The organism is Aeromonas sp. Y318-3, from assembly GCF_027706185.1.
Taxonomy (GTDB): Bacteria; Pseudomonadota; Gammaproteobacteria; order Enterobacterales; family Aeromonadaceae; genus Aeromonas; species Aeromonas veronii.
Genome location: NZ_JAPDCN010000018.1, coordinates 79,237 through 95,160 on the forward strand (window position 1 = coordinate 79,237; position 15,924 = coordinate 95,160).

The window sequence follows — 15,924 nt, forward strand, 5'->3', positions numbered from 1 at the left end:
CATCTCACGGGCGCTTGCACCATCCCGCTTAACCGGCGGTCGTTTCACTCTGCACGACTGACGGGCGAGCAACCGGCAACGACTGCTGCCGCCAGCGCAGCAACAGGCAAGCCAGCGCGCCGTAGAGCAGCGCCAGACCCCACAGCTGCCACCAGTAGCGGGAGACCTGCGCAAAGTCGGCCCCCATCTGGTTAAGGCGCAGAAAACCCTCGATAGCGGGGATAGTGGGCACCCACTGAGCCAGCCAGTTGAGAGGCGCCGGGATCAGCTCGAGCGGCCAGATAAAGCCCGCCAGAAAGACCAGCGGTAGGGAGGAGACCAGCACAACCTGAGTCGGCAGATCCCGCCGGGTAAAGATCGCCCCCAGCACAATACCGAACCAGCAGGTCGCCAGCAGGAACGGCAGGGCGAACAGCCACAGCTCCAGCGGATCAGCATGACGAGCGATGTTGTAGTGATCGAAGCAGAAGCCGAGGAAGTAGCTCACCGGCAGCAGGAACAACCCCGCCAGCACCAGGGTTCTGGCCAGCAGCAGTGGCAACACCGGCGCGCTTTGCCAGTAACCATGCTCGCCGCGGCAGCTGCGCTGGTTCTGGGTCGCCCCCAGGATCCCCGCACCCATCAGCAGTACCTGATGCAGGATCAGCACGAACACCGCCGGCACCACGTAATTCACATAGCCCATGGTGGGGTTGAACACCGGTACCACGTTGAGGGCCACCGCATTCCAGCCCATGGCCGCTTGTGGCAGCGCCTCGCCGTGGCTCAACAGCCGCGCCACCTTCACCTGCGCGGCGAGAGTGCCACCGGCCTGCGCCAGTCCTTCGGCAATGGTGCCGTAGACCAGAAAGTAGGAGGCATCACCGGCATAGCTCAGGGTGACGCTCTTGCCCAGCATCAGATCCCGATAGAAGTGGCTGGGGATATGCAGGATGCCGCTCGCCTCCCCAGCCATCATCAACTGACGCGCCTCGGCCAGCGAATTGGCTCGCGCCACCAGCTTTACCTGCGGCGTGGCATCGGCCATAAACTCCAGCTGACGGGACAGCTGACTGCCATCGTCGTTGACCACCACTACTGCCTCTTCCCGCGGCAGCTGATGCAGATAGGGCTGGGGATAGAGAAACGAGTAGAAGATAACCCCGCCAAACAGGGTGAGCATGATGGCGCGATCCGCCAGCAGGGTGCGCAGCTCTAGGCGCAACAGATCGACAAATCCCAGCATCACTCAGGCTCCTTATCGGCGATCGCCACTGCGGCTGATTGACGGGCCAGCTCGGCCTGCTGCTTGTAACGGCGTACCACCAGCAGCAGGGGGAGCAGGAACAGCAGCAGAGCCCCCAGTTGCGGCAACGCCGATGCGAGGGGCAAACCATAGTTGCTTTGGCCAATCTGCAGCTCCACATAGTGAGAGACCGGCAACAGGCTGCGCCAGAAGCGGGCGAAATCCCCCATGGCGCTCACCGGAAAGGTGACCCCCATAAAGGCGAAACCGGGCGCAGTGTAAGCCCCCGCCAGCGACAGGGCGCGCGCCGGATCCCGAATGATGCCGTAGAAAAAGGCCCCCATGGTGACGCAGGCCGCCGAGGCGAGCCCCAGACCCACCACCAGCACCAGCCAGCTGCCGTGCATGGGGTAAGAGAAGCCCTTGAACAGCAGCAGTGTCCAGACAATTCCCCACCCCCAGCCAATCAGCATGTGGGGCAGCAGGGTGCGCCAGAGACCAAACCAGACACCGCGAGTAGTCCAGTCCAGCCCCAGCCGATCGGTACGGGCCAGCGCATTGAGGCCGAACAGCACCACCAGGATCTGCCACACCGCAGGCAAAATGGCACTCAACAGAAACTGGGCGTAGCTGGAGTTGAGGTTATAGAGCGCCGTCACCTGACTGCTGATAGGCACCGACTGCCCGAGTGCGCCGGGCAGTGCCTTGCCATCAGCCATCGCCTCCAGCACGCCCACCTGACCATTGAGAGTCCCGACCACCTGCGCCAGCGCCGAGTTGACCAGCTTGGCGATCAGGATGAACTGGCCGTTGTTGAACACCGTCACCTGCGGCTGGGTGCCCTGACGGGCATCCCGCTCCAGATGGTTGGGGATCACCACCAGCGCATAGATGTCGCCACCGCGCAGGGCTCGGGCACCGGCATCGATGGAATCAAACTGTTGCGCCACCTTGAGCCCGGCCGAGCCATCCAGCGAGAAAGCGAGCTGGCGCGACAACACGCTGTGGTCGAGATCCACCAGCCCTACCTTGAGGTCGCGGGCCAGCCCTGCCGAGAAGATCCAGCAGAGGATCCCCATCAGCAGCAGCGGCACCCAGCTCATCAGGGCACGGCTGAACGGATCCTGCCACAGCAGCCGAAATTCACGTCCCATCAGAGTTCAACCAGCACACTCATGCCAACCCGCAGCCCCTCAACCGGTTGCAGCGGGCGAGCCTCTACCAGGAAGCTCTTCATGTCGAAGCCCTGACGGGTATCGGTAGCACGCCAGGTGGCGAAATCCCCCATCACGGCCACATGGGTCACCTTGAAGCGCATCATCTGGTCGCCAAGGCCCGGGATGCGGGCATCGAACTCGGTACCGACCGGGAAGCGGGGCAGCAGATCTTCGCGCACGTGGAACTGGGCCCAGGCATCGCTCATGTCGAGCAAAGTCACCACCGGGAAGCCTTGCGGCGCCAGCTCGCCGCTGCGCAGCAGCACTTGGCTTACCTCGCCTGAGTGGGGGCTGACGATGCGGGTATCGGCCAGATAGGCCTCAACCTCGGCAACAGAACCCGCCGCCATCTTGGCCTTCTCGCGAGCGGCGATCTTGGTCTCTTCCCGCGCCCCTTCCAACGCCATCTGGTACTGCTGCCACGCCATCCCTTCGCTGTAGCGGGCGGCTTGCCAGGCAGTCCAGGCCTCGTCGCGTTTTTGCAGCGGCATTACACCGTCGCGGTGCAGGCTGGCGACCCGCTCATAGGTCTTGCCACGCAGTTGGGCGGCAGCCTTGGCTTTTTGCCACTGATCCTTGGCGGCAGCGATCTGTTGGGCTCGGGCCCCTTTTTCTGCCTCTTGCGCCAGCGCCCCCGCAGCTGCCTCACCGGCCTTGGCCTGGCTCAGCTTGGCTTCGATCTCGGGGCTCGCCAGGGTAAAGACCAGCTGATCCTTGGTCAGCTGATCGCCCTTTTTCACCAACACTTCGTCGATACGACCCGGCACCTTGGAGGAGACCGAGTACTGCTGCGCTTCAATCTGCCCTTGCAGGTGCACCGGCTCCGGCTGATAGGCCAGCCAGAAGCGCCAGCCGAGCCACACCACCAGGATCACCAGCGCCAATGGCAACAACAGCGGTTTACCCTGGCTCATCTTCTTTTTGATGGGGGGATGGCTCATCACTTCACCTCGACAAACGGGCGACCCTTGACGGTCGGAAAAGACATGAAAAAAGGAACAGACAGGACCGGGATCATGAGTTCACCTCGATCACCTGACCATGCTGATATTGATTGAAACTGTTCATCTGGCCGGAGAGCGCCAGCAGGCGGGCCAGCGACACCACATATTGATAGGCCGCCGCCGCGCGCTGGGTCTTGACCCCCGCCAGCTGGTTCTGGGCATCCACCACATCAAGGGAGGTAGAGAGTCCCTGACCGAAGGCCTTGTCCCGCAGTAGCACGTTCTCCTCTGCCAACGCCTGGGTGGAAGAGAGGGATTGATACTCCTCTAGCCCCTGCGCCGCTTCGCGCCAGGTCTTCTCTACCAGCAACTCCAGATCCTGACGGGTCTTGGCCTGCAGCAGATTGACCTGCAACTCGGCGCTCTTGGCGGCCTGTACCGTCTCGGAGCGGCCATCGCGGCTCACCAGCGGCATGCTGACACCCACCCCTACCAGCCAGTCCGGCGCTGTCTTGGAGGCGAGCGAATCATCTTCATAGAGGTTGTAGTTGCCGAACAGGAACACCTCGGGGGCATATTTGCCCTGCTCGACCCGGATCAGCCCCTTGGCCTGCTCCTTCTTGGCAGTGAGCAGCTTGAGACCGGGGTGCACCTCCAGGGTCTGGCTCACCAACCCCTCAAGGCGCGGCAGATCCTTGTTGACGAACAGGCCGCTGCCCGGCTGGGCATTTGGCAACTTCAGCATGCGGCCGAGGGCCAGCTCGGCGATCTCGAGGCTGCGGCGCGCCTTCTGGGTATCGATGCGCGCTCTGTCATAGGCCGACTGGGCGGAGAGACGCTCCACCCTGGCTATCTGCCCCTGTGCTTCGAGCTTCCTGGCGTGATCCAGATGGTGGGCCAGCCCCTCTTCGATCTCCTGTTTGGTCTGCACCACCTGAGCAGCCAGCACCACGCCGAAATAGGTCTGGGAGAGGCTCTCGAAGGTGGATTGCTGCTTGAGCACCAGCAGTTGCTGCGCCTCGCTTACCTGCGCCTGGCGGATATCCTGCGCCGCATCGATGCGACCACCGGCAAACAGCGGCCAGAGCATCTTGACCGAGCTGGTCACCACATTCTGTTTGGTCAGGGGGGTGACAAATGCGTTGGCCCCGACCCCGAACAGGCTGCCGAGTGCCAGGATCAGATCTTTCTGCTTGGCCAGCGGATTGAGATCGAGGGCATCAAGTTCAATCGGCTGATCAAGATGGGTATAGCTGGCCCCCAGATCCACCTTGGGCAGATACATATCCTTGGCCGCCTCGCGCAGCTGCTTGGCCCGATCGACCCCGGCCTGCTCGGCAGCCAGCCCTTCATCCTGCTGGATGACCCGGGTCCAGGCTTCGCCGAAACTGATGGTTTGCGCCTGCGCCGACCCCAGCACGACCCCCAGCAGACACGGCCAGAGTGATTTAATGAACCTTGACGTCATAGATCCCCAATCCGCTTTTGTTGCATAAATGTTTGGAGCATTTGCTCGACTTAAGCCCGCTATCATAACGCAAAGCGGGCCTGCAAGTGGACTGACAATTATGCAGGCGTCCGACCCGAATGGTACAGCGATCAGTCTCCGGCAATCTGGCCGTTTTTCAATAACTCCAGAATTTGCAAGCCTTGGCGCGACGTTTTTTTCAGAAAAAAATGGCTGACGCTCAAATACTAACCTTTTCTCCTGCCTAAAAAATGCGTAATATACGCCGCCCTAAGCCGATGGTAACCGTGGAATGCAGATAGGTCCCCACACGCTTGAAACTCCCTTGATTGTGGCTCCCATGGCCGGTGTAACTGACCGACCATTCCGTGAACTTTGTTTGCGATTGGGGGCTGGCATGGCCGTTTCCGAGATGCTGCTGGCCAACCCGGATGTCTGGGATACCCAGAAAACCCGGATGAGAATGGATCACTCTGCAGAAGGCGGATTGCGATCGGTCCAGATTGCCGGAGCCGACCCCGAGATGATGGCGTTTGCTGCCCGCTACAACGTGGAGCAGGGCGCACAGATCGTCGACATCAACATGGGATGTCCGGCAAAAAAAGTGAATAAGAAGTTGGCAGGTTCTGCCCTGCTGCGTGCCCCCGATCAGGTCAAAGCAATTTGCCAGGCCGTGGTGGATGCAGTGGAGGTGCCTGTCACCTTGAAGATCCGCACAGGATGGGATCCGGATAACCGCAATGGCGTGGAGATCGCCCGAATCGCCGAAGATTGCGGTATCGCGGCCCTTGCCGTGCATGGTCGTACCCGTGCCTGCCTCTACAAGGGCGAAGCGGAGTACGACACGATCAGGGCGATTAAGCAGGCCGTATCGATTCCTGTTGTCGCCAATGGTGACATCAACAGCCCGGAGAAAGCCCGGTATGTCCTCGACTATACCGGCGTTGACGCCGTGATGATCGGCCGAGCTGCGCAAGGACGACCCTGGATTTTCCGGGAAATCCGTCATTTTCTTGAGACGGGCACCAAGCTGCCGCCTCCCGAGAGGGAAGAGGTTCGCACCCTGATGAACGAGCATGTAACCAACCTGCACCGGTTTTATGGTGCATATCTGGGAGCGCGCATAGCCCGTAAACACGTGGGCTGGTATCTGGATGAAGAAGAGACGGGCCGAGAATTCCGTAAGCACTTCAATGCCCTGGATTGCGCAGATGCGCAACTTGAGGCACTCGAAGCGTATTTCGATGGATTAGGTTAACAAGATAACTAAAGAGCCGACCGAATATGTTCGAACAAACCCTGACTTCTGATGCATTGGTAACAACTACTCACAATCACGCTGCCGAGCCGACCCAGCGCCCCCTGCGTGACTCTGTGCAACAGGCCCTGCGTAACTACCTGGCCCAGTTGAACGGTCAGGAAGTGATTGATCTGTACGATATGGTTCTCTCCGAAGTCGAAGCGCCGATGCTGGACGTGATCATGCAGTACACCCGTGGTAACCAGACTCGCGCTGCCGTGATGATGGGTATCAACCGTGGCACCCTGCGCAAGAAGCTCAAGCGTTACGGCATGAACTAAGCCATAACAGCTAAGCTATTGAAAATAAAGGCACCATCATTTTATTGATAGTGCCTTTTTCGTTTTGAACCCACATTTGAACCCACACCTACAAGACTAGTTATCATTGTCGACGACTCAACTCGGACTAGCCTGATGAACAGCGTTGACCACATAACTGTACCTATCCTCCCCATGTTGCCTAATGCAAGAGAGGGCCAATGGCCCTCTCTTGCTATCTATGTTGTTGGTCAGTGCAAACAGCACTGCTTGTACTTCTAGCCGCAGCCAAAGGGACACGGCTCGTTGCGGCCAATCTTGATGGGTACCACCACTGGTGTTCGCTACGTTGTGCCAGAAAGTGGGCATGAAGGATACGAGCAGCAAATCGGGCCTTGGTGGCTTGCTCTTGCAGGTGTTCATTGCTGAGCGCCTCCAGCGACGTAGACATGGTTTCTTAACCATGTGTTCTTTATGGTCTCTGTCATCCGGGGGATGTCGCTCCAATGGATAGGCATCTATATCGGTCTCAGGCACAATGTTCGATTAGATAGACCTGATAATGGGTAGTTCAGCTGATGGCACGAATATTAACCAAAGCGCAATTGAGTAAACTGGAAAGCAAAAGCCAAGCCGAGCTGTTGGCTATCGTGCTTGACCTGGCAACGCATCTTCCCCTCGCAAAAAAGCACCTGATTAACCAGTACCTTACTGCTGAGGATGCCTTATTGGCATTGGCAAAAAAAGAGTATAGCAAGCTCACTCGTCGCCCCCCTTCCTGGGATTATAAGGAGGTGGATGCCTTCTTCGATACCTTGCAAAATCAGTTTATTCCGTTGCTGGCCAAGGGGATCGTCGCCTCTCCAAGGGAGGGAGAACTCTTCGCCCTCGAGTTGCTGGCGAATGCCAGAGCCTTGTATGAAAAGATGGATACATCCAGTGGCAGCTGGGAGGACTACCATCTTGCGCTGGTCGAACAGTGGTTGATGGCGATCGCTGCTCAACGAGAGTCTGTCCCCCCAGAGGTGCTGGCTCGTCGATTACGTGACGGATTGTCAGACATTGATCCATCGATCAGCATTACTTGCCTGTTTGATTACCGTGATGTGCTCGGCTCCCCAGTGATGCGAGCCTTGCGCGATAACTATGCGGCGGCAGGTCTATTGCCAGAGGCGTTGGGGTTGAGCTTTGAGTTGCGTGATATTGCATTCTTTGACTCGGTGCAACAGGCTGGTCTCTTTAGCCACCCCCGTCAGCAGATTGACTATGCCAGACTGCTGACCGACGAATTACGCGCCGATCAAGCCATCGCGGTATTAGAGGCAATGGACTCGGCTCTGTTGCAGCGCCACCGCCAATTGAACCTGTGGCATCAAGTGTTGATCCGGGCCTATCTGGAAGAGGGACGCCGAGCTGACGCTCATGCTCAGGCATTACGCGCGTTTGCTAGCACACGGGCAAACTCGTTTTTTGCGAGTTATTGCCAAAGTGGAGATGAGCCTAGAGAAGTAGCATTAGGCCAGTTTGTTGCCATTGCCGAATCATGGGGGCTACGCGAGGTCTTGTTGCTGTTGGAGGAGGTTGATGCATGGCCACAACTGGCACAACGGCTTGAGCAATGTACAGATGCAGACTTGCAGGAGGATCTCTCACTCCTTGCTGGTTCAACCGTACGAACCTGGTCGAGCCGCCTCTATCAGCAGGGATTTATCGTGGTGGCAGTGCGGCTACGTCGTCAATTGGTGGCCAATGTCGTTAATCAGGGCAAGAGCACCTACTACACGGGGGCAGCCTCGGATCTGAAAAAGAGCCTGGATTATCAGGCGGCCTTAAAGGTAGAACAAGAGGATGGAGAGAGACCTCTCTGTTCGCCACAGGAGTATCTGAATCAGCTTTATCAGCAGCACAAACGCAAGAGCAGCTTTTGGGAGGCGGTTCGTCAAAAGCTACCGGCCATTACCATGTCGGCGAGCGGTGTGCAGTATCAGGCCGAGAATAAATAAGGCGCTAACACCTTTCACTCGGTCAGTCAGCTTGTGCTGGTGTTCCATGCGCCCTTGGCTGTCCAGCGCCTCGATAGCACTCATCTGGATGTCTCATTGCAACGACATCCTTCAAGCTACCCAAAACAAGAGAGAGCCATTGGCTCTCTCTTGTTTTCGAAATAGGTGTTTTCAAAAAATGTGTTTTCGAAAAAAGTGTTATCGAAAGAAGATCTCATCAAAGTCCGGCTCTTCATCCCAGATGGCGTGCTGACGTGCGTCCCAGCGCTCGGCCAGATAGGGTTTGAGGGTTGCAAGGGTGGTGATGGTCGCCAGTTGTCCATGCAACTGCTTGATATCCCGCTGTAGATAGTGCTGATGCTCCTCGAACGCGAGATCGGTCTTCTTCTTCGAGCGCTGTTTAAACTTGTGCAAGATAACCCCTTGCACTCCCTCCGGGCCACTATAAAAGCAGATCTCGAGCTCACGTTTTTTCTGCCAGAGCGCCGGATTGATGGCCACCAGATTCTCTTCACTCAGCAGCTTGTCTGCCTCGGGCAGATGGGTGTGAGCCAGGTGCAACAGAGTAAACATATCCCGCGTTTCCCACGCATGGCTGAGCTCGCCCATCAGGCGGCTCTTCTCTTCACGCTTGACCGGGTCTTGCTCCCGATCCGGGTGCAGCGTCATAGCCAGCTTGCGATAGAGCTGCTTAAGGCTTGAGTTATCGAGCAGTTGCTCAACCCTGGCAACCTCATCCGGATCGGCCATGTCATGATGATCCTGCCAACGTGCGAAAGCCTCGTCATTGGCAAAGGGGTCATCGCCACAGTCCGGCGCGTCGTCGTCCCACTCATGCTCATCACCGCCCTGTTTTTGGGCCTGGGCTTGCATATAGTCGCGCAGCTTCTCGGGATTTCTGACCATCTCGCGCAGCAGCTCGATATCATCGGGGCTCTCGCCAAACGCCTCTTGCAGCATGTCAGTGATAAAATCGCAGCTCGCCTCGAGCTGATCATCATCGAGCTGGCTGACGCTGCCCGCTTGCACCGCCATATAGAGTGACTCCAGATCCAGCTCCCCCCGAAACGGGTTGGATTCAAGATACCCCATCAATTCATCAATCCAGCCATGGAGCATCTCGCGCTGCCACTGGGTAAAACTTTTGCGGGCGGTGAAACCGGCCAGCCGCTGGCAAAGCTGAAAAATCAGCCCACACTGCTCACGCTCCAGAGGCTCAATGTCGCTGACAAAGCGCTGATAGATATCCGCCCCCTCTTGCTCCTGTTTGGCCAGCTTGGCCTGCAGCTTTTCGATGGCCTGCCACTGGCGATGAAAATAGGCAAGGGCCGGACTCTCGTGGCGCGGCTCGGCTTTTTTTCGCTTGGCCGAGGTTTTACTCTTGGTCAGTGACATGAAAACTCCAAATGAAAACGGGATAGTTGGCTACCGTGGCCACGGCAGATTATCAGAGGGGAGGAGATGCGCCTATCCTCGCGGTCTGCTGCCGGAGAAAAGCGCACGAGGTGTACCGAGGTTGTGGCTCCCGAGTCACCCGGGCAGGCACGCAATCGCTAGAGCTGACTGCGCAGTATGTTCACCAGTACAGGTGCGAAGGGCTCCAGCTTGCCTTGTTTGGGCTGGCTCAGATCTTCGATCAGCATTGTCAGCAATTGTGCATCATCTTCCAGCGCCAGTGCCTGCTGATCATCGCCATAGTGGGTCCAAATCAGGCTATCCACCAGCTGTTTGCGCTTGGCAACCAGCACCTTGTTGCTTTGCTCCGTATCACCCAGATTGAGTACCCGGATCGCCTCTTTGGCTCTTTCCGTCAACCCCTCAACCCGACCACTCCATTTAAAGCGCAACTCGGTTTCGCACTCAGGCATCAGCGGGGTCAACGGCAGAGGCTGCGAGCCATGGGCGGCATCGCACTGTTTCGGTGTTTTGCAACTGGCTACCAGATTGCTGAAATCCATGGTGCGCTTAGGGGCGAGATCCCTAGCCTCAACATGCTCGTTCATGGTGTCTTCACTGGTGCCGCTGATGGCTTGGCAACAGTAGGCGCAGAGATGGAATTGCTCAGTAGTGCAAGCCTCCCGGATCTGCTGGCGAATTGCCTGACCCTCTTCATCGTTGGGTAGGTCGTGATATCGAGCATGAGGATTTTGACGTTTGAATGCCGCCAGACTTGCAGGTTCTTGTCCCTTATAAATCTTGCGCACGGCGCAGCTCCTCTTTGCGCAGCAGCAGGCTAGCCTTGGTCAGCTCCAGGTTGTTGGCTGGCAGCTCGGCTCTTAGCGCGGCCAGCAGGGCATTGGCCTTATCAAATTGCCGATCTTGAATTAAATCGAGTAAGTCATTCAGTCGGCTCGCCACCCGCTCATTGCGAATAGCGGTATCCATCACCTCCAGCAGCACCGAGTTGGCATCCTGACCATATTGGGATGGCACTTCAGTCAACTCGCCATTATCGAGCGAATAGACCAGTACATCCTTGCAATCGCTGATCACCAGGGGGGAGTGGGTGGTCAGCACAAACTGACAGTTGGGGAAGGTATCAGTGAGCCGCTGGATGATAGTACGTGCCCACTGGGGATGCAGGTGCATGTCCACCTCGTCGATCAGCACCACCCCATCGCCGTGCAGCGGATTTTCCAGCTCCGGATTCATCATTGCGAGGCGGCGGGCAATATCGCCCACCAGTGCCATCAGGGATTTCTCCCCTTGCGACAGTTGCAACACATTGAGGGTCTGACCCTCCTTGTCGATGGACATATGCAGACGCGGCTTACGGCGGACCTTCAGATTTTTAAATCCGGGCATAAAGTTGGCAATAGCTGTGCGCACCGCCGTCAACTGACGATCTCTGGCTGATGCCTGTGTCTGTTGCAACTTTTGCCAAAGATCAGGACCGAGTAAATCTTGAAGTTCATTAAGAACTTCAGTAGGGATTACCGACTCGTTTTCGCTATCTTCCCGCTCGCGAAACCACTCAAAGAAACGACGAAAATCGACTCCTTGACTCAGCGAATTGTCATAACCATCGAGTTGGCGAAATGAATGTTTCTCTTTGATCTTTAGCGGAATATCCAGCACCACCCGCTCGACTGGGTAGAAGGCGATCAGGGGTAAGCTGACATTTTCCTGCTCTGTCAATCGTGCTCGATACTCATCGGCTAGTTTGCTAGCGTCGGTCAATATGGATTGCTCGTTGCTCTTGCGACCGGCGCGAGTTTTGGTGAGAGACCAGATGTATTCCTTCAGCTGATCGTGTAGTTGAAGAGAGACCACCGCGGTATTGGCGCCATTGAGGATGACCTCTTCCGGGATGGGGCTGCCGCTGCCTTTGTCGCTGCGCAAACGGGCAACAAACCAGCTGAGTGAGGTCGCCAACGATTTGAGTACCGAGGTTTTGCCTGCACCATTGTTGCCAATCAGCACGGTCACATTCGAGTTTGCCCGCTCCGTGGGGGCAAACTCGATGGCAAGACGCTCAAAACGCCCCAGATTTTCGAGGGTGAGTTGTTTGATTTCCATGCTCTATTCCTAATTTTGCTGCCAACACGACCTTATCTCGCCTGCACTTGGCTTACAACCCGTCGAATGTTGCCGCTGACTGCACATCATACGAGCGGGTCAGGCCGTTGCGCGAGGCTTGCGGGGCCCACACTTACCTTTTTTGCCGCTGGCGGTGGCCCGCTCGGTCTGAATGCGGGCCAGCAGGGCGGCGGTTTCTCGTGCGTCCGATTACGCTTCGCTAATCGAACCTACGTCGCGGATGTTTTGGTTGCCCGTTTGCGCGGCTTGGCAGTGGCCCGCTCGGCTTGAATGCGAGCCAACAGGGCGGCGGCGCTATTGTCGCCACTGATCAGGTCCGGGTTGGCTGCGCGCCAGTCGGCGGTCAGCTCGCCACGAAATGCCTTGGCCAGAATGGCCTGGGTCAGGTTATCGACCCGCGCTTTGGCCGTCTTGGCCTGCTGCTCGATGGTATCGGCATAGGCAAAGAGTTGTTCTACGCGACGGACAATTTCGGTTCCTGATTACCCATGACCCTCAGCCAGCTTCAAGAGCCGATATGGCATCGGAGGGCTTGCCATGACTGCATGCCCCAATTCAACCAACATGCTCTTGAGGTCAAAACGATGATTAAACCGGAAGCAGTATTCCGCAAGATGCCTTGGTAAATGCTTCGCTCCGAGCTTATGACAACTGCCCCGCAGCGAGTTCTTCACATTCTGCGTATTCCGGCGAAGTTGAACAGCCATTCCGGCCAACGTGAACACCCTGATCCTTAACGCGCTCACGTCACCCCGTTTCTAACTCGAGTGTTCAGATTGGGTCAACTCACTTCTCCTCTTTCTCATCGATTCTCCCTTCAGTGACAGCCGGTGAGCGTTGTGCATCAGCCGGTCCAGGATCGCATCTGCCAGAGTGTTGTCCCCCAAGCTCGCGTACCACTCTTCCGTTGGCAGCTGACTGACCACGACCGTCGAGTATTTCCCGTACCGATCATCCATGATCTCCAGCAGGGCGTTGCGCTGCTCGGCATTCACCGCTTCCAGTCCACAGTCATCCAGGATCAGCAGCTCTATCCTTGCCAGTTGACCCAGCAGTCTGGCGTAACTGCCATCTACCTTGGCCTGGCTCAGCTCAAGTAGCAGACGCGGCAGCCGGTAGTAACGAGTGCTGTGCCCCTGCTGACAGGCTTGGTAGCCCAGCGCACAGGCTAGGTAGGTTTTTCCGCAGCCACAGGGGCCGGTAATGAGCAGGTTCTGGCCCCGGCGCAGCCACTCTCCTTGGGCCAGGTTTGCCACCTGTGACCGCTCCAGGTTGCGTGCAGACTGGTAGTCCACCTCTTGCACCGTGGCCTGGAGTTTGAGCCTCGCCTGCTTGACCAGCCGAGCTTGTTTACGCTGCTCCCGGCTCAGTTGTTCGTGTTCGACCAGCAGGCTTAGCCGCTCGATGAAGGGCAGCCCTTCGTAGGTACTTGCCTGTTCCAGTTGTTGTTGCACGGCATCCGCCATGCCAGTCAGTTTCAGGTGTCTCAAGCGGGTCAGCGTTTGTTGGGTCATGGGACGTATCCTCTCTAGTGGAAGCTCTGGGGGCCGCGGATGTTCTCGTGCTCTTGCGGCAGTTCTGGATAACTGAGCGGACTTGCGGGCAGTTGGTCGCGGCCACTGGTCAGCACCGGCTTGAGCAGCTTGAGCCGCACCAGTCCTTCCCGGTTGGCCAGCTGGCAACAGGCTTCGACTCGTGATGGCGGATACTCCCGGCTAAGACTCAGCAGTCCCAGGCAGAGTCGGTATGCCTGCTCGGCATGGGCTTTCTCTGCCAGCCGTTCGCTAACCCAGCACAAGGTGCCCGGTCCGATGTCGGCAGCCCACTGCTTAAGACGCCCTGGCGTCCAGCGTTGCTGCTTGCTGTGACGTTCCGGCATGTGCTCAGGGAGTGTGCTCATTCCCGGGATGGTTTTACGCGGATGGCTCGCGACCAGCTGTTGCTGGTGATAAACCTGAAGCAGGGTATCGCCCGCATGGAGCTCCAGTTGCTGACCCACATACTGGTGCGGCACCGAGTAATGGTGCTGCTCATAGCTGACGTGATAGTCGATGTTGACCTTGACCGTTTTGATGGCGACATAGCGATAGGGATGCACCGGTAGTGACCCCAGTGCCGGGCGGTCCAACTGCTCAAACGCCTCGCGTCGGTTACCGGGCAGTTGCTTGAACGGGCGCTCGTTGAGCTCATTTAACAAAGCCCGGATGCACTGGTTGAGCTCGGCAAGCGAGAAGAAGGTCTGATGGCGTAGACGGGCCAGGATCCAGCGCTCGACGATCTGCACACCCACCTCGGCCTTGGCTTTGTCCTTGGGCTTGTAAGGACGAGCTGGCATCACCGCCACCTGATAATGCTCGGCCAACTGCTGGTAGCTGGGGTTGAGCTCGGGATCGTATCGGCAAGCCTTGCTGACACCGCTCTTGAGGTTGTCGGGGATCAGTAGTGCCGGTGTACCACCGAAAAACTCAAAGGCACGGACATGGCTTTGCAGCCAGTCCGGCAGTGACTGGGACCAGGTGGCCTCGGCAAAGGTGTAGTTGGACGCACCGAGCACGGCGACAAAGATCTGGGCCTGACGGACCTCACCCGTAGTCGGCGAGACGATGGGCACCGTGGGCCCGCAGTAGTCGATAAAGAGCTTTTCCCCCGCCTTATGGATCTGGCGCATGGAGCGCTTTTGCAACTGACACCAGGACTTGTAACGGTCACAGAACTGGGAGTAGCTGTAACAGCTATTGGGATAGCGCTGGGTGTACTCCTCCCAGAGCAGCTGTTTGGAGACCCCCTTGCGCTTGAGCTCCTGATGGACAGAGGGCCAATCCGGTACAACATGGCGGGCCGAGATGGTGGTATCGGCCTGCGGATAGAACAGGGCCGCCAGTTGGCCATCATCAAGCTCGATAGGTAAAGGCCAGGTCAGGCCGAGCGTCTGGGCACTTTTGAGGAGTTTCTGGATGGAGCCAACGCTGACCTTGGTGCAGCAACTTATCTGGCGAACAGAGAGGTCAGCTTCCAGCCGCAGTCGCAGCACTTCACGAATTTTACGCATTGCAATCCTCTTGGCAGACATAGGCTCTTCCCTGGCAAAAGGGAGAGCGTATCAAAGGTTGTTAAATCAATGCGTTAAGGATGATTCTGGTGAATGTGAACAGTGATTCCGGGATGTTGAACACTGTTTCCGGAAAGGAGGTGCAAAGTGTTCAGGTTGAACCGGAATGAGCGTTCACGTTGGTCCGGAAATGGTGTTCACGTTGAACCAGAATCGGTGTTCATGATCGGCCGGAATATGCAAACCCGTTACCATGTTTAGAGCTGATAGCAAATCGGGTTGCGGTTGCACCTTCTTTAAGCTCTGCTGCCGCGACTTGTCGATCTTGAGAAATCATCCTAAAACCTCGTATTGGGGTACCACGTGGGGTACCACATCTAGCAAACGGTAGGCACATTACTGTATCCACTTACCTGGCCACCGGCAGGTCCTCCCAGCGGGTGGTGTAACAGGGGCTCAGGAGCTCTTGTCGCATCATCCACTCAGGCGACCCCGTACCTTGGCTGGCAAAGCCTACTCGCCCCAATCCCTTGGCTTTGATCTGGTCCATCACTGCCATCAGCGGGTCCGATTGAGCGGAGGACGGGGCAAACAGATCTGCCTGTTGTTGCCCCTTGGGGGTGAACTCACTCAGCATGACGCCCCCCTTCTGATAGCGGTAACCGTCGCGCCAAATCTGCGGTAGCAGCACGTTCACTTGCTGCAGCAGCAACCGGGTATCATCGCTAGGGCAGACCAGTCGGACGCCAGCCTGCTCACTGTAGTAAGGAGCTCGTTCGTCAAAGGGGCTGGTTCGCACGAACAGGTGCACCCGTTGGCAACACATCCCCTCGGCCCGCAACTTCTCGGCTGCGCGAGCCATAAAGCCTGACAACGCTTGGGCCATTTCTCCACGGTCAGTCACGCGCTCACCAAAGG

The 15,924-nt window shown here is 57.5% G+C and carries 14 protein-coding genes and 1 pseudogene; 4 read left to right on the forward strand and 11 right to left on the reverse strand.

Annotated elements, in window-relative coordinates; genetic code table 11:
• Nucleotides 1-28: 28 nt before the first annotated feature.
• The 4 genes from OKB77_RS20135 to OKB77_RS20150 form a co-directional block, all read right to left on the reverse strand.
• Complete coding sequence (locus OKB77_RS20135; protein ID WP_150390287.1) at nucleotides 29-1,225, reverse strand: ABC transporter permease; 1,197 nt, start codon at nucleotides 1,223-1,225, stop codon at nucleotides 29-31.
• Nucleotides 1,225-2,379 (reverse strand): ABC transporter permease, encoded by a 1,155-nt coding sequence (locus OKB77_RS20140; protein WP_150390286.1) that lies wholly within the window; start codon nucleotides 2,377-2,379, stop codon nucleotides 1,225-1,227. The genes OKB77_RS20135 and OKB77_RS20140 overlap by 1 nt, the downstream gene beginning before the upstream one ends.
• Entirely contained in the window at nucleotides 2,379-3,383 is a 1,005-nt protein-coding gene (locus OKB77_RS20145) for an HlyD family secretion protein (RefSeq protein ID WP_150390285.1), read from the reverse strand. The genes OKB77_RS20140 and OKB77_RS20145 overlap by 1 nt, the downstream gene beginning before the upstream one ends.
• A 73-nt stretch (nucleotides 3,384-3,456) precedes the next feature.
• On the reverse strand, nucleotides 3,457-4,854 hold the full coding sequence (locus OKB77_RS20150; RefSeq protein ID WP_265776326.1) for a TolC family protein: 1,398 nt from the start codon (nucleotides 4,852-4,854) through the stop codon (nucleotides 3,457-3,459).
• A 292-nt stretch (nucleotides 4,855-5,146) separates the two neighbouring features.
• On the opposite strand from OKB77_RS20150, the gene dusB reads away from it, so the two are divergent.
• From dusB to OKB77_RS20165, 3 genes are all read left to right on the forward strand, one after another.
• Entirely contained in the window at nucleotides 5,147-6,112 is a 966-nt protein-coding gene (dusB, locus tag OKB77_RS20155) for a tRNA dihydrouridine synthase DusB (protein ID WP_040064999.1), read from the forward strand.
• Between the two features lie 26 nt (nucleotides 6,113-6,138).
• The gene (gene fis, locus OKB77_RS20160; protein ID WP_005309538.1) at nucleotides 6,139-6,435 is read left to right on the forward strand and encodes a DNA-binding transcriptional regulator Fis; all 297 of its coding nucleotides are present in this window, start codon (nucleotides 6,139-6,141) and stop codon (nucleotides 6,433-6,435) included.
• A gap of 557 nt (nucleotides 6,436-6,992) precedes the next feature.
• Nucleotides 6,993-8,417 carry a hypothetical protein gene (locus OKB77_RS20165; protein ID WP_042649080.1) on the forward strand — a complete coding sequence of 475 codons (1,425 nt, stop codon included), beginning with the start codon at nucleotides 6,993-6,995 and terminating at the stop codon, nucleotides 8,415-8,417.
• Between the two features lie 198 nt (nucleotides 8,418-8,615).
• On the opposite strand, the gene OKB77_RS20170 is transcribed toward OKB77_RS20165, so the two are convergent.
• The 3 genes from OKB77_RS20170 to OKB77_RS20180 form a co-directional block, all read right to left on the reverse strand.
• Nucleotides 8,616-9,812 (reverse strand): J domain-containing protein, encoded by a 1,197-nt coding sequence (locus OKB77_RS20170; protein ID WP_042649079.1) that lies wholly within the window; start codon nucleotides 9,810-9,812, stop codon nucleotides 8,616-8,618.
• Between the two features lie 158 nt (nucleotides 9,813-9,970).
• Nucleotides 9,971-10,621 carry a hypothetical protein gene (locus tag OKB77_RS20175; protein ID WP_042649078.1) on the reverse strand — a complete coding sequence of 217 codons (651 nt, stop codon included), beginning with the start codon at nucleotides 10,619-10,621 and terminating at the stop codon, nucleotides 9,971-9,973.
• A complete protein-coding gene (locus tag OKB77_RS20180) occupies nucleotides 10,605-11,936 on the reverse strand; it encodes an AAA family ATPase (protein ID WP_201973401.1) in 1,332 nt (443 codons plus the stop codon). Before OKB77_RS20180 ends, OKB77_RS20175 begins: the two co-directional genes overlap by 17 nt.
• Nucleotides 11,937-12,223: 287 nt before the next feature.
• Between OKB77_RS20180 and OKB77_RS20185 the strand changes: the two genes are divergently transcribed.
• Nucleotides 12,224-12,439 (forward strand): hypothetical protein, encoded by a 216-nt coding sequence (locus tag OKB77_RS20185; RefSeq protein ID WP_042649076.1) that lies wholly within the window; start codon nucleotides 12,224-12,226, stop codon nucleotides 12,437-12,439.
• On the opposite strand, the pseudogene OKB77_RS20190 reads toward OKB77_RS20185, so the two are convergent.
• From OKB77_RS20190 to OKB77_RS20205, 4 genes and pseudogenes are all read right to left on the reverse strand, one after another.
• Nucleotides 12,440-12,634 (reverse strand): annotated as a pseudogene (locus OKB77_RS20190) (IS1595 family transposase); the annotation flags it as partial.
• Between the two features lie 81 nt (nucleotides 12,635-12,715).
• Complete coding sequence (istB, locus tag OKB77_RS20195) at nucleotides 12,716-13,471, reverse strand: IS21-like element ISAs29 family helper ATPase IstB (RefSeq protein ID WP_270657354.1); 756 nt, start codon at nucleotides 13,469-13,471, stop codon at nucleotides 12,716-12,718.
• A gap of 14 nt (nucleotides 13,472-13,485) precedes the next feature.
• Nucleotides 13,486-15,027: an IS21-like element ISAs29 family transposase gene (gene istA / locus OKB77_RS20200; RefSeq protein WP_201976375.1), complete on the reverse strand. Its 1,542-nt coding sequence runs from the start codon at nucleotides 15,025-15,027 to the stop codon at nucleotides 13,486-13,488.
• Nucleotides 15,028-15,415: 388 nt separating this feature from the next.
• A partial coding sequence (locus OKB77_RS20205; protein WP_270818279.1) for a DinB/UmuC family translesion DNA polymerase occupies nucleotides 15,416-15,924 on the reverse strand: 509 nt, incomplete at its 5' end.